Below are 16,854 nucleotides of genomic sequence, written 5' to 3'. Positions count from 1 at the left end.
GAGCCAGCCCGGTCTGCAATGTCACTTTGAGTCCGAATCGCCGTGATTCACCATGTCCGTCCGGCCCAGCCGATCCGTCCGATCCTTCCGATCCGGTCCCCGGTGTCCCGCCGCGGAGGTGCCCCCAGTGACCGAGCCGTCCCCGTCCCCCTCCGACCGCGCCACCCCCCGCCGCGCCGGCCGCCGCAGACACCGCCGGGCACGGCGCCCGCGCTGGGGACTGCGGGCCACCACCTGCGTGTCCCTGCTGGTGCTGGCCGCGGGCGGCGCCGGGCGCGCCATGCTCGTCGGCGTGGAGGACGGCATCGAGCGGGTCGACCCGTTCAAGGGCATGAGCAACCGGCCGCACGACGACGGTGACGGCCGGAACTTCCTGGTCGTGGGCACGGACGGGCGGGACAAGCTGACGCCGCGGGAGAAGCGGACGTACCACCTGGGCGGCGAGCCCTGTCACTGCACCGACACGATCATGCTGGTGCACCTCTCCGGCGACCGGGAGCGGGCCGGTGTGATCAGCCTGCCCCGGGACTCCTACGCCGAGGCGCCGGAGCACGTCGACCAGACCACCGGCGAACGGCACGGCGCCCACCCGCTGAAGATCAACGCGGCGTACGCGGAGGGCGGCCCCGCCCTGACCGTACGGACGGTCGAGCACATGACAGGCGTGCACATCGACCACTACCTGGAAGTGGACTTCACCAGCTTCATGAAGACCGTGGACGCGGTCGGCGGCGTACGGATCTGCACGAGCCGCCCCTTGCGGGACAGCTACACCGGGCTGGACCTGCCCGTCGGCACCACCCGGCTCAACGGCGGCCAGGCCCTGCAGTACGTGCGCTCCCGCCATGTGGACGGCGCCGCCGACATCGGCCGGATGCGCCGCCAGCAGCGGTTCCTGGCCGCGCTCATCCACCGGATCACCAGCTCCGGCGTCCTGATGAACCCGGTCAGGTTCAAGGAGGTCACCTCCGCGCTGCTGGAGTCCGTACGGGCCGACGAGGGCTTCGGCGCCGGCGAGATGCTGGCCCTGGGACAGGCGATGCGCGGCTTCACCCCAGCCTCCTCCGAATTCACCTCCGTACCGATCGGCGACGTCGACTACGAGGTGCCCGGCGTCGGCTCGACGGTGCGGTGGAACCAGGCCAAGGCCGCCGCGCTGTTCCGGTCCGTCCGCGAGGACCGGCCGCTGGCCCTGCACCGGGGCAAGGGCCGCCACCACCGGGCCACGCTTGTGGACGTACCGCCGCACTCGGTCCGGGTGCAGGTGGACAACGGCACCGGGCGCAGTGGCCTGGGCAGCTCGGTGGACAAGGCGCTGAGCGCCACCGGCTTCGCGACCACCGGGTCCCCCGGCAACGCCGCCGTGCACGAGCCGCGGACCGTGATCACCTACGACCCGGGATGGGACCGCTCGGTACGCACCCTGGCCGCCGCCCTGCCCGGCGCGGAGCTGCGGCCGGTACCGGGCCAGGGGGCGCTGATGCGGGTGACGGTGGGCGAGAAGCAGGGGGAGGTGCACCGGGTACGGGCGGACGACGGCACCCAGGCGCCGGACGACTTCACCACGATCACGGGCGACGAGGCACTGTGCCCGTAACCAACCACTGCGTGCCCGTGACCGCTGTGCGCCCGTAACCGCTGTGCGCCCGTGACCGCTGCCGACCGCTCCCCTACGCGTCGTCCAGGCCCTCGGCGGCGCGGCGCTCGCGCAGCTCCTTGATCGCACGGCGCCGGGCGAGCCGGTGCGTACGCCGGATCTGCGCCTCCTGATAGCGGCGCTTGTCGCGCTCGGTCTCCGGGACGACCGGCGGCACCCGGCGCGGCTTGCCGTTCTCGTCGACGGCCGCGAAGACGAGGTAGGCCGAGCCGACCTGGGTGGCCGGGGTGGACTCGTTCCAGCGCTCGGCCAGGACCCGTACGCCGATCTCCATCGAGGAGCGTCCGGTCCAGTTGCACTGGGCGCGGACGTGTACGAGGTCGCCGACCCGGACCGGCTCCAGGAACACCATCTCGTCCATGGAGGCGGTGACCGCGGGGCCGCCGGAATGCCGTCCGGCCACCGCGCCCGCCGCGTCGTCGACGAGCTTCATGATCACGCCACCGTGGACCGTGCCCAGCAGATTGGTGTCGCTCGCCGTCATGATGTGGCTGAGCGTGGTACGCGAGAGGGAGGTGGGCTTGCCGGGAGGGTCGTCCTGCGCATCACTGGTGACGAGATCGCTCATGGGCCCCACTTTATGCAGGGCCCGGTACACCTCTCCCCCGGGCCATGGCCACAGGTGTGTGATGGCATGCACACACCCGCCCACCCCCAAGCGTCGCCCTCTTCCCCACCCGCAACACCTGCAACACCTCCACGGAATGCCTCCCTCCGCCCCTCCCCTCACGCTGGTTTGCATCAGCTCTGCAACAGGGACGATCCGATCCCGTACCCGCCCTGTAAGGCGCCCCCGGAAGCCAGGCACACTTCTTTTCATGAACGAGTGGCCCGACGGACGGTCGTCCCGCGACAACAGCAACCGGTACGGACGCGGCAGCAGCGGCGAGCCGGAAGGCGCGCGCTCCATGCCGCAGGTACGGCGCGGCGGCGGCCCCGGCCCCGGTGCCGGCTACGGTTCCGGACCCGGCGCCGGACAGGGCGCCGGGCCCGGCAGGCAGTGGCAGCCCGAGCCGCCGCTGCCGCCCCACGGCTCGCCGCGCCGGCCCACCGTTCCCCCGCAGTCCCAGGGCTACGACCAGTACGCCGACGACGGCTACGGCAACCACAACGGCAACGGTTACGACAACAGCTACGACAGCGGCTACAACACCGGCCAGGTCTACGGCGCGGGCGGTGGCGGCGGCCGGGCCGGCGGCGGTTCCCGGCCGGCCCCCAACTGGGGCCGCCGCATCAAGCTGACCGCGCTGACCGTGGTCACCGTCGTGGTGGTGACCACGGTCGCCACGTACTTCTGGGCCGACAGCAAGCTGCGCGGCGAGGTGGACCTGAGCAAGGTCATCGACCGCCCGGAGGCGGGCGACGGCACGAACTACCTGATCGTGGGTTCCGACAGCCGCGAGGGCATGTCGGACGACGAGAAGAAGAAGCTGCACACCGGCTCCGCCGAGGGCAAGCGCACCGACTCGATGATGATCCTGCACGACGGCAGCAACGGCCCGACCCTGATATCGCTGCCCCGCGACTCGGACGTGGAGATCCCCTCCTTCGTCGGCTCCAAGTCCGGCAAGAAGTACCCGGGCCGCGGCCGGCACACCAAGCTCAACGCGGCCTACGCCGAGGACGGCCCGGAGCTGCTGGTCCGTACCATCGAGTACAACACCAAGCTGCACATCGACCACTACGTGGAGATCGGCTTCGCCGGCTTCGCGAACATCGTGGACGCGATCGGCGGCGTAGAGCTCGACATCCCCAAGGCGTTCAAGGACAAGAAGTCCGGCGCCGACTTCCAGGCGGGCAAGCAGACCCTCAACGGCGAACAGTCCCTGGCCTTCGTCCGCACCCGCTACGCCTTTGCCAACAGCGACCTGGACCGCACGAAGAACCAGCAGAAATTCCTCGCCGCCCTCGCGAGCCAGACCGCCACCCCCGGCACGATCCTCAACCCCTTCAAGCTCTACCCGACCATGGGCGCCGGCCTGGACACCCTCATCGTCGACAAGGACATGAGCCTGTGGGACCTGGGCCAGATGTTCTTCGCGATGAAGGGCGTCACCGGCGGCGAGGGCAAGTCCATGAACATGCCCATCTCCGGCACCCGCGGCGGCAACCTCCTCTGGGACCAGCCCAAACTCAAGCAACTCGTCCAACAGCTCAAAAACGACGAGAAGGTAACAGTCGAGGGCAACCGGTAGCCCCCGGCTCCCCTCCGCGGACGCCTTCCGCCCCGGGGCGTGTTCCGCCCCGGGGCGCCCCTGCCCTCTTGACTCGACCATCCCGAAGGATGAGGGTCATGTAACAGACTGCAACGCGGCGCAACACTCGCAGTAGGAGGGCACGCCATGGGTTACACCTTCATCGGCAAAGATCCCGAGTCCGACGTGAACGGGTGCCCGGCGGTTTGGGTGGACGACGACCGGCGGCTACTCGTGCAGGGGCGGCGAGCCGGGGACGACGTCCAGGCTCGGACGATGGCTGACTCACCGCGAGCCGAGAATGAGACGCTGATCGTTCTGGAACCAAGGATGATCCCACTCCTCAGGGAGGCTATCCGTGTCGCAGAGTCTGGCTGAGTTCGCCAATCTGCTTCGCCAATGTGAGCGCTCAGCAGTGCACCTTGAGACCCGCGATGCATACGCCGTTCCCGGGGAACACCCTGCCTTCGACGCCTGGCTGGCAGGGGAGCGGAAGAACTGGGACGACCGTTCGTCATGGTGGCGAGATGACTGGCACGGCCTCATCCAGGACATGACCGCTCACGGTGTGGTGGTGCGCCGCGCGCGCGTGGTGGGTGAGCCTGTCTCGGACTACATCAAGTGGGAGCATTACGTCACCTATGGCAACGTCGCGTGCGGGGAGGAAGTCCGGTGGCTGCCCCGTAGACAGGCATCCGACCTGCTGTTGCCGGGGAACGACTTCTGGCTTTTCGACGGCAAGCTGGTCCAGTTCAACGTCTTTGACGGTGATGGCCGTTGGGTACACACGGAGTTCACAGAAGACGCAGGCGTGGCAGCGCGATGTGCTGACATGTTCGAGGCAGTTTGGGAGCGAGCTGTCCCGCACGATGAGTACAACGTCTGACAGAACAGCGGCCAGTCCATGACTTCGCCTCTGTCAACTGCTGAAGAGGCCCATAAGGCAGTTGCCGACCGGCTTACTCGCATGATGGAAGACGCCGATCTATCGGGGGCCCGGCTGGCCGCTCTGTGCGGCTGGGACCGCTCCAAGACGCATCGAATCATCAACCGCAAGACGATCCCGAAGCCTGCTGATATCCGCGCGTGGTGCACGGCATGCGGACAGCCCGAAGAAGCCGAAGCACTGATAGAGACCACGCGCACGGCCAAGACCTTGTACGTCCAGTGGACTCAGTACCTCAAGGGCGGCCTCGGCAAGGCCCAACGCAGCAGCATCTACCAGGAGACGCGCTCCTTTCGCGTGTATAGCTCCGGAGTCCTCCCCGGAATGCTTCAGACGGAGGAGTACGCCCGGGGCATTCTCCGAACGATCCGTCGGTTCAGGAGCCTTCCTGACGATGTTGAGGACGCAGTGCGGGCGCGCCTGGAGCGCTCGGCGGCCACTCTCCGGGGCAACCAAGTGTCCGTTCTCATCGAAGAATCGGCCCTGTACATGCCGATGACCGACCACCCGTGGCATGCGGAGCAACTGGAACACTTCCTATCCGTCATCGGGCGCCCCAACCTGGCTTTCGGGATCCTCCCCCACATGTCACGCCGCCCGGTATGGCCCCTTGAGTCCTTCTACGCGTTCGATGACCGCGAAGTTCAGGTGGAGACCCTGACGGCCATGGTCCGGGTGACGAACCGAGCGGAGATCGACGTGTACCTGAGGGCGTTCGCTCAGATGGCACGAGCCGCTGTGTACGGCTCGAAGGCCAAAGCCCTGGTCGGGAAGGCTCTCGACGCCACCGAGGGGTGAAGGCGTACAACACCGTGCAACGTCGGCCCTGCCTGGTCCTCCCCTTTTCTACCGTCCTTGTCACAGCGAAGACACCGGAGAGGGCGAGCCATGGTGAGCGACGGCAAGGCGCGCGACGGTAGGGCGACCGACCGTACGGACAGTGAGGAGGCCCGGCGGTTCCTGTCCCGTCTCTCCGGGGCTATTGGCGCTGCTGGCGTTCTCCTGGTGCAGAAGGTCGATCCTGGTCCGGAGGGCGCGGATTTGATGCCGGGGTCCGGGTTGCGGTGGCCGAAGTGTCAGTGTGGCAGCCCGAAGTGCCCGGACTACGAACCCCCGGCCGGCCGTCCGGATGAGGAATTGTGGGCAAAAGTCGCTGAGGCCAACGCGCGAAGCCGTAGGGGTGGGTTGTGAGCATCAGAACGGCCATGCGGTACGTGCTGCACAGGATCACCGAGCACCCTGACACAGACGTGACATTCGAGGCCGAGTGTCTGCACTGCGGCTGGAAAGCCGCTCCGGCCGACGACTCGGCGCCCGTCGACGTGGAGTGCATGAGCCACACGGGCCGGTCCGGTCACGCCGGTTTCCGGCGCATTCGCACCTCGTTCGCCATGGTGGTTCGCGCGGAGTAGAGCCCCGCCCGGCGGTGGAATCCCGGACAGGTCGAGCTGCCGGGGCGGGTTGCACGACGTTCACGGCCACGGAGTGGAGCGACTTCCTCAGCGGTGCCAGGCTGGGAGAGTTCGACGTGGCCGTGTGAGGTGTCGTCATGCAGCGGTGTCCACGGTGCGGTGGTGGCGCGGAGCCTGATCCGGAGCACGCCGGGGTGATGCGCTGCATGTCGTGCTGGGAAGTGTGGGCACTGCCCGCCGAGCGGTCCTGTCCGGGCCATCGGCCGACGCTCAACGCTGCGTTGCGGAGGCTGGAAGAGTTCCGGGACCTGAACCGCTGAGCAAGCGAAGGTACGCCCTGTGCCGTGATCACGTTCGACAAGCAGGAGCACCGTAAGAATGGGCGGAAGAGCGAAGACGACTGGGATCCGCAGGCCAACCGGGATCAGGCGACCGATCCCGACTCCCGCGTCTCTCAGAACGGGGACGTGCACAGCAGCATGGCTGATGACGAGGACCGCGAAGGGAAGTAGCGCCCGTGATCCACGGCGAGAAGCTGGCAGAAGGCCTGCGGCGTGATCATGGGTTCATTCATGTCGGACGCACCAGGGACGGTCACGCCGTGGTCATGCGCAAGGGCCGCAGGTGGACCGTGGTTCCCCTTCGCTGGCTTACTGGGGAGGCCGTGGACACCATCAAAGCCCAGGCCGGTATCGCGCTGGTCTGAGTCTCGGCTGATCGAGCAGAAAGACGGGCGGAAGTCGCCTGGCGGAGTCCGTACGAACGGCCCCCGGCGGAGCGCCGGAGGCCGTTGCGTTTGTGCAGGTGAGAGGTGGGTTCCCGGCCGGCGTCAGGTCGGGAGTTCCCGGCGCGACGCCCGTGATCGGTCCGGATCGGGCCCGGACGAACCCGGACGGACCGGAGGTCGAGCACAGCGCGCGAGCCAGTGGGAACGGCCGCTGACCGACGAAAACCCTGCTACGGCAGGTTCCTTGCCATGACGATGCGCTGGACCTGGTTGGTGCCCTCGTAGATTTGGGTGATCTTGGCGTCGCGCATCATGCGTTCGACCGGGTAGTCGCGGGTGTAGCCGTAACCGCCGAGGAGCTGGACGGCGTCGGTGGTGATCTCCATGGCGGCGTCGGAGGCGTAGCACTTGGCGGCGGCGCCGAAGAAGGTCAGGTCGGCATCGACGCGCTGGGACTTCGCGGCGGCGGCGTAGGTGAGCTGGCGGGCGGCCTCCAGCTTCATGGCCATGTCGGCGAGCATGAACTGGACGCCCTGGAAGTCGGCCACCGGCTTGCCGAACTGCTTGCGCTCCTGGACGTACCCCTTGGCGTAGTCCAGCGCGCCCTGGGCGATGCCCAGCGCCTGGGCCGCGATGGTGATGCGGGTGTGGTCCAGGGTCTTCATGGCGGTGGCGAAGCCGGTGCCCTCCTCACCGATCATGCGGTCGGCGGGGATGCGTACGTTGTCGAGGTAGACCTCGCGGGTCGGGGAGCCCTTGATGCCGAGCTTCTTCTCGGGGGCGCCGAAGGAGACGCCCTCGTCGGACTTCTCGACGACGAAGGCGCTGATGCCCTTGGAGCGCTTGTCCGGGTCGGTGACGGCCATGACCGTGTAGGAGTCGGAGACGCCGGCGTTGGTGATCCAGCGCTTGACGCCGTTGAGGATGTAGTGGTCGCCGTCCCGGACCGCCTTGGTCTTCATGCCGGCGGCGTCCGAGCCCGCGTCCGGCTCGCTCAGGCAGTACGAGAACATCGTCTCGCCCTTGGCGAGCGGGCTCAGGTAGCGCTTCTTCAGGTCCTCGGAGCCGGAGAGGATCACCGGGAGGGAGCCGAGCTTGTTGACGGCCGGGATCAGCGAGGAGGAGCCGCAGACCCGGGCGATCTCCTCGATGACGATGACGGTCGCCAGGGCGTCGGCGCCCGCGCCGCCGTACTCCTCGGGGACGTGGACGGCGTGGAGGTCGTTGGCGACCAGCGCGTCCAGGGCCTCCTGCGGGAAACGGGCCTGCTCGTCCACCTCGGCGGCGAACGGCGCGATCTTCGCCTCGGCGAGCGCGCGCACCGACTCGCGGAGCATGTCGTGCTCTTCGGACGGCCGGTACAGATCGAAATCAGCGACGGCTTTCTTTCCCGCTGGCGCCAAGGTTTTTCACTCCCCTGAGAGCTGACTGCTGTACGGATGGGTACGGCGGTACGGCTGGTACGTCTGCTACGGCGACTGTGCTAATTACCGTTAAGTAACTGGGATTCTAGGGGCCGGTCCCACCGGGGGATACGTGAGCTTGCCGACAGCGGCGGACGGTGCAGCAGGCGGTCGGGCGGACAGTGGCGGGAATGCCCTGTTCACGGCCCGACTATGCTCGGCAGCGCGCAGACGCCCCCGTACGTACCTGGAGTTTCCATGGCCCTCAAGATCACCGTGATCGGCACCGGCTACCTGGGCGCCACCCACGCCGCCGCCATGGCCGAGCTGGGTTTCGAGGTCCTGGGCCTGGACATCGCTCCGGAGAAGATCGAGATGCTCCAGCGGGGTGAGGTCCCGATGTACGAGCCCGGTCTGGAGGAGCTGCTGCGCAAGCACGTCGCGGGCATCGAGGGCTCCAGCGGCCGGCTGCGCTTCACGACCTCCTACGAAGAGGTCGGCGCGTTCGGTGACATCCACTTCGTGTGCGTCAACACTCCGCAGAAGCACGGCGAGTACGCCTGCGACATGTCCTACGTCGAGGCGGCCGTCGACGCGCTCGCGCCGCAGCTCCACGGCCCGGCACTGGTCGTCGGCAAGTCGACGGTGCCGGTGGGCAGCGCGGCCCGGCTCGCCGCCCGGCTGGCCGAGCTGGCGCCGGCCGGCGAGGAGGTGGAGCTGGCCTGGAACCCCGAGTTCCTGCGGGAGGGCTTCGCCGTCCAGGACACCCTGCACCCGGACCGGATCGTGGTGGGCGTCGCGGGCGGGCGCGCCGAGGAGCTGCTGCGCGAGGTGTACGCCACGCCGATCGCCGAGGGCTCACCGTTCGTCGTGGCCGACTTCCCCACCGCCGAGCTGGTCAAGACGGCCGCGAACTCCTTCCTGGCGACGAAGATCTCCTTCATCAACGCGATGGCGGAGGTGTGCGAGGCGGCCGGCGGCGACGTGGTGAAGCTGGCGGAGGCCATCGGGCACGACGAGCGGATCGGCCGCAAGTTCCTGCGGGCCGGCATCGGCTTCGGCGGCGGCTGTCTGCCCAAGGACATCCGGGCCTTCATGGCACGCGCCGGTGAGCTGGGCGCCGACCAGGCCCTGACCTTCCTGCGCGAGGTCGACTCGATCAACATGCGGCGCCGCGGCCACATGGTGGAGCTGGCCCGGGACGCGGTCGGCGGCTCCTTCCTGGGCAAGCTGGTGGCCGTGCTGGGCGCGACCTTCAAGCCCGACTCGGACGACGTACGGGACTCCCCCGCGCTCAACGTCGCAGGTCAGATCCACCTCCAGGGTGGACAGGTCACGGTGTACGACCCCAAGGGGATGGAGAACGCGCGGCGGCTGTTCCCCACGCTGGACTACGCGCCGAGCGCGCTGGACGCGGTGCGTGGCGCGGATGTGGTGCTGCACCTCACGGAGTGGCGTGAGTTCCGCGAGCTGGACCCGGCCACCCTGGGGGAGGCCGTCGCCGAGCGCCGCATCCTGGACGGCCGCAACGCGCTGGACCCGGAGCTGTGGCGCAAGGCCGGGTGGACCTACCGGGCGCTGGGACGACCGCAGGCGTAGTCCCTGCCGTCCGGGCGTGGTCCTTGCCGCCCGGGCGTAATCCTTGCCGACAGGCCGCTGCGCAGGTCCGGGCAGCGTTCAGTCTTCGGAGCGCGGGGCCAGCATGGGCAGCATGGTGGGGTTCTCGCCCTTGAGGATCTGTGCCGTGCGGTGCTCGATGTGTTCCGCGAATTCCGTGTGCGTGAGGACGTAGAAGCGTTCCTCGTGAATCGCCCGTACGACCCGTTCGCCGACGGTGCGCGGGTTCATGCCGTGCCGTTTGAACGCCTGCCGGGCGGTGTCGACGGACCAGTCGCCCGGACGCGGGCCGCAATCGGAGAAACGGGCCGGGCGGTTGCGTTCGGAACAATAGATGTCGGTGGCGACCAGGCCGGGACACAGTACGGATATCCGTGGCTTGAAACCGCCCTCGACGAGTTCCAGGTGCACGGTTTCCGACAGTGCGACGACGCCTGTTTTCGTCACGCCGTACAGCGAGCCGCCCGTGAGCAGACCGGCCACCGACGCGGTGTTGACGATGTGCGCCGCCTCGTCCTGCTCGATCATGACGGGCAGGAACGCCTTGATCCCGTGCACCACGCCCATCAGGTTCACCCCGAGGACCCAGGCCCAGTCATCCAGCGTGCTCTCCCAGCTCGGCCGGCTGCCGGCGTAGACGCCCGCGTTGTTGCACAGCACGTGGACGGCGCCGTACTTCGCGAGGGTGGAGGCGGCGAGCGCGGTGACGTCCTGCGCGCCGGCAACGTCGGCCGGTACGGCGTGTACGTCCGCGCCCGCGTCACGCAGTGCGGACGTCGTGGCCTTCAGCGCGGCTTCCTCCACGTCGCTGAGCACCACACGCATTCCCGCGTCGATGAATGCCTCGGCCATTCCGCGGCCGATACCGCTCGCCGCACCGGTGACCACAGCGACTTTGTTTTCCAGGTCGCGCATTTTCCCTCCCTTTTCCCCCGTGTCACACCAGGGAAACGCCGTTTCGGGCACAGGCCAGGGAGCCCAGGTTAGGAAATTCGCACCGGCTCGGCATCCGACCCGGGGCCGATGTGTTCCGGCGGCCGGCCGGTTATCGTGAAAATGGCGGAGGGCGACGATTGTCCGCGGGCATCAGGTGAAGCGTGCGCCGTCCAGGCGGTCGATGGTCGCTGTCGAGGGGGCGCGGCGATAGCGGATGTAGCGGGAGATGAATTCGGTGCCGTGCAGCACCCGCAGCGCGTTTCCCCAGGTGAGCCAGGACAGGTCCTTGAAGGACCAGTCGCGGCGTACGAGTTCGGCGATCAGGTGCGGATAGCCGGAGACGTCCGGGAAGGGGACGTCCGGGCCGAGGTCGGTGTCGTACCCGGCGGCGAGCGCGACATGGCCCGGGCCGGCCACGTTCCGTACGTGGTCGAGGTGGTCGGCGATGTCCTGGACGCGGGCCAGCCCCGGTCCCCGCGTGATGCGCTCCGAGGCGAAGGTGATCGTGCAGACGCCGCCGTTGCCCGGCAGCCGCTCCAGGACGTCGTCCGGCACGTTGCACGGGTGATCGGTGAGCGCGCGGGCCCCCGTGCTGCCGATGATCACCGGGGACCTGGTGACGGCGAGGGTGTGCCGCATGGTGTCGGCGGAGGCGTACGAGAGGTCCACGAGCATGCCCAGGCGGTTCATCTCGCGGACGACCTCCTCGCCGAAGGCGGTCAGCCCGCCCGCTCGTGGGGGGTCGGCCGCGGCGTCCGCCCACGGGGTGTGGTGCCGCTGGGTCAGGGTCAGGGACCGCAGCCCCAGGCGGTACAGGGAGCGCAGGGTGCCCAGTGAGCTGTCGATGGCGTGGCCGCCGGCCGGCCCGAGGAGGGAGGCGATGCGGTCACGGTTGCGGGCCTCGGCGAAGTCGTCGGCGCCCAGCGCCAGCCGCAGGGCCTCGGGGTAGGCGCGTACCAGTGCGCGTACGAAGTCGATCTGTTCCAGGGTCGCGCTGACGGCCCGGCTTCCGCAGAGGTCGTCCGGGACCTGTACGGACCAGAACTGTCCGCCGACGCCGCCCGCGCGCAGCCGGGGGATGTCGGTCTGTACCCGGGGTTCGCCGTAGTCCAGGTCGAAGCGGTGGCCCGGGGCGAGGTCGTGTCCGGTCTGCACGCGCAGTGCCCAGGGCAGGCCGTTGAGGCCGTCGACCACGGGGTGGGCGGCGAGCAGTGCGGTGGCGCGGGCGAGCGGGTCACGGCGTACGGGGGCCGGGGTCGGTACGTCCGGTGCGTCTTGCACGACGGGGGCGTCCGGGGCGTCCGGTGCGTCTTGTACGACAGGGGCGGCCGGTGAGTCCGGTGCGTCAGGTGCGCCCGGTGCGCCCGGTGCGGCCGGTGCCTCGACGGCGGCGAGGGCGACGGCTTCGGTCCCCGCCACGGCGCTCTCGGCGGCGGCCTGCGTCACGCAGTCCTCGGGGGCGGACGCGCCCACGGCAGCCGTGCTGTCCGTTTCCTTCAGCGAGGGATCGAGGTCGGCCATGACGGTGCTCCCGGAAGATCGACAGTACGGCCAACCGTCGCACGGGAGCACCGGCGGGTCACGGTGAGCGATCCGTACGGGTTATCCGCCGCCGGCCGGAGCGCTGAAGGCCGGAGCCTCGCCGACCGCCCCTCAGCCGCCCGGCCCCCTTCAGTCTCCGAATCCCCTCGGCCGCCCAGCCCCCTCAGCCGTCCAGCGCCTCGATCGTCGCGTTCGAGGGCCCGCGCTCCTCCCGCAGCCCGCGCGCCACGTCCTCGGCCGCGCGCAGCGTCCGTACCGCGTTGCGCCAGGTCAGCTTGGCGAGGTCGGCCCGGGACCACTTGCGGTCCAGCAGCTCCGCCAGGAGGTTCGGATAGCTCGCGACATCGGCCAGGTCGGTGGGGGTGAAGGCGGTGCCGTCGTAGTCGCCGCCCAGGCCGAGGTGGTCGATGCCGGCGACCTCGCGCATGTGGTCGAGGTGGTCGGCGACATCGGCGGCGGTGGCGGGCGGCATCGGGTGCGCGGCGGCGAAGGCGCGCTGGACCTCCATCGCCCCGGGGGTGGTGTCCAGGTGGTGGAAGCCGTGCGCCCGCATGTTCTCGTCGGCCCGCAGCACCCACTCGGCGACGCCCGGGACGACGAACTTGGGGACGAAGGTGGCCATCGCGATGCCGCCGTTGGCGGGCAGCCGCTCCAGTACGTCGTCGGGGATGTTGCGGGGGTGGTCGCAGACCGCGCGGGCGGAGGAGTGCGAGAAGATCACCGGCGCCCGGCTCGTACGGAGCGCGTCGCGCATGGTGTCGGCGGAGACGTGCGAGAGGTCCACGAGCATGCCGCAGCGGTTCATCTCGCGGACGACCTCGTGGCCGAAGGCGGTCAGGCCGTTCGCGCGCGGCTCGTCCGTGGCGGAGTCGGCCCAGTCGTTGTTGTCGTTGTGGGTGAGCGTCATGTAGCGGACGCCCAGTTCGTACAGCGCGCGCAGGGTGGCCAGGGAGTTGTTGATGGAGTGGCCGCCCTCGGCGCCCATGAGGGAGGCGATCCGGCCGTCCGTACGCGCCGCCTCCATGTCGTCCGCGCTGTGGGCGAGCCGCAGGTCCGCCGGGTAGCGGTCGGCGAGCCGGCGGACCACGTCGATCTGTTCGAGGGTGGCGCTGACGGCCTGGTCGCCCGTGTAGTCCGAGCGTACGTAGACCGACCAGAACTGGGCGCCGACGCCGCCCGCGCGCAGCCGTGGGAGGTCGGTGTGCAGGTTCGCCGACTGGTCGTGGGCGATGTCGCGCCGGTCCAGGTCGTAGCGCACCTGCTCGCGCAGCGCCCAGGGCAGGTCGTTGTGGCCGTCCACGACGGGGTACGCGGCCAGCAGCTCGGCGATGCGCGGGTCGGCGCCCGGGCCCCTGGGGTCCGGGGCCGGGGCACCGGCGGGCCCGGTACCGGCCGGGCGGGAGTGCCCGGCGCTCATCACTTGCCCCCGAAGCCGAAGCCGGCCGGCGTGGCGACCTTGTTGCGCAGCCGCTTGCCCTTGGTGGTGGCCTGCTCGTTCAGCTCCTGCTGGAAGTCGCGCATCCGGGCGAGGAGTTCGGGGTCGTGGGCGGCCAGGACGCGGGCGGCGAGCAGTCCGGCGTTACGGGCGCCGCCGATCGAGACGGTGGCGACGGGCACCCCGGCCGGCATCTGCACGATGGAGAGCAGCGAGTCCATGCCGTCCAGGTACTTCAGGGGGACGGGCACGCCGATGACGGGCAGGGGGGTGACCGAGGCGAGCATGCCGGGCAGGTGGGCCGCTCCCCCGGCGCCGGCGATGATCACCTTCAGGCCGCGGTCCGCCGCGTCCTCGCCGTACACGATCATCTCGCGCGGCATGCGGTGGGCGGAGACGACATCGACCTCGTACGGGATCTCGAACTCGTCCAGGGCCTTGGCGGCGGCCTCCATGACGGGCCAGTCGGAGTCGGAGCCCATGACGATGCCGACGAGGGGGGAGGCAGGAGAAGCGTGAGAGGCGGCGGAGGACGGGGAGGCGGGGGAGGACGGGGAGGCGGGGGTCATTCGGTGATCGTTCCTCGCAGGTAGCCGGCGGCGTGCGCGGCGCGCTCGCGCACGTCGGCCAGGTCGTCGCCGTAGGTGTTGACGTGGCCGACCTTGCGGCCGGGCTTCACGTCCTTTCCGTACATGTGGATCTTCAGCCCCGGGTCCCTCGCCATGCAATGGAGGTAGGCCGCATACATGTCGGGATAGTCGCCGCCCAGGACGTTGGCCATCACCGTCCACTTGGCGCGCGGGCGCGGGTCGCCCAGCGGGAGGTCCAGTACGGCGCGGATGTGGTTGGCGAACTGCGAGGTCATCGCGCCGTCCTGGGTCCAGTGGCCCGAGTTGTGGGGGCGCATCGCCAGCTCGTTGACCAGCACACGGGGTGTGCCGTCGGCATCCCGTACCTCGAACAGTTCGACCGCGAGGTGGCCCACGACCCCCAGCTCACGGGCGATCCGCAGCGCCAGTTCCTGGGCCCGGGCGGACAGCTCCGGGGACAGGTCCGGAGCCGGGGCGATCACCGTGTCGCAGACGCCGTCGACCTGGACCGACTCCACGACCGGGTACGCGACGGCCTGGCCGTGCGGGGAACGGACGATGTTGGCGGCCAGCTCCCGTACGAAATCGACCTTCTCCTCGGCCAGGACGGGCACCTTGGCGCGGAACGGCTCGGCGGCCTCTTTGGATGATCGTACGACCCATACGCCCTTGCCGTCGTAGCCGCCGCGGACCGTCTTGAGCACCACCGGATAGCCCCCGCCCTCGGCCGCGAAACGGTCGACGTCCGCGGGGTCCGCGACCAGGCGGTGGCGTGGGCTCGGGGCGCCGATCTCGTCCAGTCTGGCCCGCATCACCCCCTTGTCCTGGGCGTGCACCAGCGCGTCGGGACCGGGCCGTACGGGGATGCCGTCGGCCTCCAACGCCCGAAGATGCTCGGTGGGAACGTGTTCGTGATCGAAAGTGATCACGTCACAGCCACATGCGAAGGCGCGCAGCGTGTCCAGGTCGCGGTAGTCGCCGATGACGACATCGCTGACCACCTGGGCCGCCGAGTCCTGCGGGGTGTCGCTGAGGAGCTTGAACTTGATGCCGAGGGGAATGCCCGCCTCGTGGGTCATACGGGCGAGCTGACCGCCACCGACCATGCCGACTACCGGGAACGTCACGCCTCCAGGGTATCCGCACAACCGTCCCGCCCCACCCCCCTCTTGGAGGAAGCTCCAAGAGCCGATGGCGGCGCACACCTCGGGCGATAGGCTCGCCGCGTCCGCGCGAGCGGCTGCGGGAAGGGGGCGCGGCGATGGGTGAGGGCGACATAGCCAAGCCGTCCAGGACGGCGGGGATCGCCCTGGCGGTCGTGGCCCTGGTGGTCGCCGTCTTCGCGGTGGTCACCCTGCTCTCCGGGCCGGTCGTCTACGACGAGGGCGATTCGGAGATAGCGGTGTCCGCCGGGGACCGCTTCTCCGTACGGCTCAAGGACGATCCCGGCACCGGCTACCGGTGGGTCATCGCCGCCCCCGAGCCGGATCCGGCCGTTCTCAGGGCCGTCGGCAGCCATTTCGACAGCGACGCGCCGCCGGGCGAGAACGGGTCGGGCGGCGGTTCGCGGTACCTGGAGTTCGAGGCGACGGGCGTGGGGCGTACGGATCTGCGGCTGCTGCACTGCCTGCGCTGCGGCACCCCCGGGGCCGTCGAGCGGGGCGCCCGCAGCGTCAACTTCCGGGTGACGGTGCGCTGAGGGCGGGAGGCAGCACCCAGGGGCCCTGGTTAGCATGAGGACGCGGACTGAGGTTGACGGCCGCCGCCCACACGCCCCCATCAGGAGTAGAACAATCACTATGAGTGAGCGGAGCGTACTCCGGGCCAGGCTGGACGCGCTGGCCCGCGAGGTCGTGAAGTTCGGTGCCGTCGGCGGCGCGGGGGTCGTGGTCAACTTCGCCGTCTTCAACCTCGTACGGCAGCTCACCGAGCTGCCGGTGGTACGGGCCAGCATCGTGGCGACGGTGGTGGCCACCGGCACCAACTACCTGGGATACCGCTACTTCACCTACCGGGACCGCGAGAAGAGCGGGCGCACCAGGGAACTCACCCTCTTCCTGCTGTTCAGCGTGGTCGGCCTGCTGATCGAGAACGGCGTGCTGTACGTGGCGACGTACTGGTTCGGCTGGGACAGCAGACTCCAGAGCAACATCTTCAAGTTCCTGGGCATCGGTGTCGCCACGCTCTTCAGGTTCTGGTCCTACCGCACCTGGGTCTTCCGGGCGCTGCCCGCTCCCGGCCCCGGGCTGATCGCTCCGCCGGCGCCGGTCCTCGCCAAGAAGACCGAGGGCGCCGGCAAGTAGCGGGGCGGCGGCCCACAAGCGGGACGAACGGCTCGCCCGGGCAGGGTGAACGGCTCGTCCAAGCAGGACGAACGGCTCGTCCAGGTCAGGA

16 protein-coding genes are annotated in these 16,854 nt (G+C 69.6%); 9 read left to right on the top strand and 7 right to left on the bottom strand.

Annotation, left to right across the window (positions count from 1 at the left end; genetic code table 11):
• Positions 1 to 127: 127 nt before the first annotated feature.
• Positions 128 to 1,597, top strand: a complete 1,470-nt coding sequence (locus KGS77_RS21845) for an LCP family protein (protein ID WP_242584473.1) — start codon at positions 128 to 130, stop codon at positions 1,595 to 1,597.
• A 73-nt stretch (positions 1,598 to 1,670) separates the two neighbouring features.
• Here the strand turns inward: KGS77_RS21845 and KGS77_RS21840 are convergent, their stop codons facing one another.
• Positions 1,671 to 2,225, bottom strand: coding sequence for an acyl-CoA thioesterase (locus KGS77_RS21840; RefSeq protein WP_242584471.1), 555 nt, complete (start codon positions 2,223 to 2,225; stop codon positions 1,671 to 1,673).
• Between the two features lie 250 nt (positions 2,226 to 2,475).
• On the opposite strand from KGS77_RS21840, the gene KGS77_RS21835 reads away from it, so the two are divergent.
• From KGS77_RS21835 to KGS77_RS21815, 5 genes are all read left to right on the top strand, one after another.
• Positions 2,476 to 3,852, top strand: coding sequence for an LCP family protein (locus KGS77_RS21835; RefSeq protein ID WP_242584461.1), 1,377 nt, complete (start codon positions 2,476 to 2,478; stop codon positions 3,850 to 3,852).
• 358 nt (positions 3,853 to 4,210) lie between these two features.
• Positions 4,211 to 4,738 (top strand): DUF6879 family protein, encoded by a 528-nt coding sequence (locus tag KGS77_RS21830; protein WP_242584459.1) that lies wholly within the window; start codon positions 4,211 to 4,213, stop codon positions 4,736 to 4,738.
• 18 nt (positions 4,739 to 4,756) lie between these two features.
• Positions 4,757 to 5,596: a DUF5753 domain-containing protein gene (locus KGS77_RS21825; RefSeq protein WP_277994253.1), complete on the top strand. Its 840-nt coding sequence runs from the start codon at positions 4,757 to 4,759 to the stop codon at positions 5,594 to 5,596.
• Between the two features lie 958 nt (positions 5,597 to 6,554).
• Positions 6,555 to 6,722 (top strand): hypothetical protein, encoded by a 168-nt coding sequence (locus tag KGS77_RS21820; protein ID WP_242584456.1) that lies wholly within the window; start codon positions 6,555 to 6,557, stop codon positions 6,720 to 6,722.
• A 5-nt stretch (positions 6,723 to 6,727) separates the two neighbouring features.
• A complete protein-coding gene (locus KGS77_RS21815) occupies positions 6,728 to 6,916 on the top strand; it encodes a hypothetical protein (RefSeq protein ID WP_242584454.1) in 189 nt (62 codons plus the stop codon).
• 251 nt (positions 6,917 to 7,167) lie between these two features.
• On the opposite strand, the gene KGS77_RS21810 is transcribed toward KGS77_RS21815, so the two are convergent.
• The gene (locus KGS77_RS21810; RefSeq protein WP_277994252.1) at positions 7,168 to 8,340 is read right to left on the bottom strand and encodes an acyl-CoA dehydrogenase; all 1,173 of its coding nucleotides are present in this window, start codon (positions 8,338 to 8,340) and stop codon (positions 7,168 to 7,170) included.
• 258 nt (positions 8,341 to 8,598) lie between these two features.
• Here KGS77_RS21810 and KGS77_RS21805 point away from each other — a divergent pair, with 258 nt between their 5' ends.
• Positions 8,599 to 9,939: a UDP-glucose/GDP-mannose dehydrogenase family protein gene (locus KGS77_RS21805; protein WP_242584449.1), complete on the top strand. Its 1,341-nt coding sequence runs from the start codon at positions 8,599 to 8,601 to the stop codon at positions 9,937 to 9,939.
• Between the two features lie 78 nt (positions 9,940 to 10,017).
• Here the strand turns inward: KGS77_RS21805 and KGS77_RS21800 are convergent, their stop codons facing one another.
• The 5 genes from KGS77_RS21800 to KGS77_RS21780 all read right to left on the bottom strand — a co-directional run bounded on the left by KGS77_RS21800 (position 10,018) and on the right by KGS77_RS21780 (position 15,587).
• Positions 10,018 to 10,872, bottom strand: a complete 855-nt coding sequence (locus KGS77_RS21800; protein ID WP_242584447.1) for an SDR family NAD(P)-dependent oxidoreductase — start codon at positions 10,870 to 10,872, stop codon at positions 10,018 to 10,020.
• A gap of 171 nt (positions 10,873 to 11,043) precedes the next feature.
• A complete protein-coding gene (locus tag KGS77_RS21795) occupies positions 11,044 to 12,414 on the bottom strand; it encodes a dipeptidase (RefSeq protein ID WP_347404517.1) in 1,371 nt (456 codons plus the stop codon).
• Positions 12,415 to 12,598: 184 nt separating this feature from the next.
• A complete protein-coding gene (locus tag KGS77_RS21790) occupies positions 12,599 to 13,852 on the bottom strand; it encodes a dipeptidase (protein WP_242584445.1) in 1,254 nt (417 codons plus the stop codon).
• Complete coding sequence (purE, locus tag KGS77_RS21785; RefSeq protein WP_242584443.1) at positions 13,852 to 14,439, bottom strand: 5-(carboxyamino)imidazole ribonucleotide mutase; 588 nt, start codon at positions 14,437 to 14,439, stop codon at positions 13,852 to 13,854. Before purE ends, KGS77_RS21790 begins: the two co-directional genes overlap by 1 nt.
• Positions 14,436 to 15,587 carry a 5-(carboxyamino)imidazole ribonucleotide synthase gene (locus tag KGS77_RS21780; protein ID WP_277994251.1) on the bottom strand — a complete coding sequence of 384 codons (1,152 nt, stop codon included), beginning with the start codon at positions 15,585 to 15,587 and terminating at the stop codon, positions 14,436 to 14,438. Before KGS77_RS21780 ends, purE begins: the two co-directional genes overlap by 4 nt.
• Positions 15,588 to 15,721: 134 nt before the next feature.
• Here KGS77_RS21780 and KGS77_RS21775 point away from each other — a divergent pair, with 134 nt between their 5' ends.
• Positions 15,722 to 16,159, top strand: a complete 438-nt coding sequence (locus KGS77_RS21775; protein WP_242584440.1) for a protease inhibitor I42 family protein — start codon at positions 15,722 to 15,724, stop codon at positions 16,157 to 16,159.
• Between the two features lie 100 nt (positions 16,160 to 16,259).
• On the top strand, positions 16,260 to 16,763 hold the full coding sequence (locus KGS77_RS21770) for a GtrA family protein (RefSeq protein ID WP_242584438.1): 504 nt from the start codon (positions 16,260 to 16,262) through the stop codon (positions 16,761 to 16,763).
• The last annotated feature ends 91 nt before the right edge of the window (positions 16,764 to 16,854 follow it).

This window comes from Streptomyces sp. MST-110588 (assembly GCF_022695595.1).
GTDB lineage: Bacteria > Actinomycetota > Actinomycetes > Streptomycetales > Streptomycetaceae > Streptomyces.
Note: the sequence above shows the minus strand (reverse complement) of the source record. Positions and strands in the feature narration are given on the sequence as shown.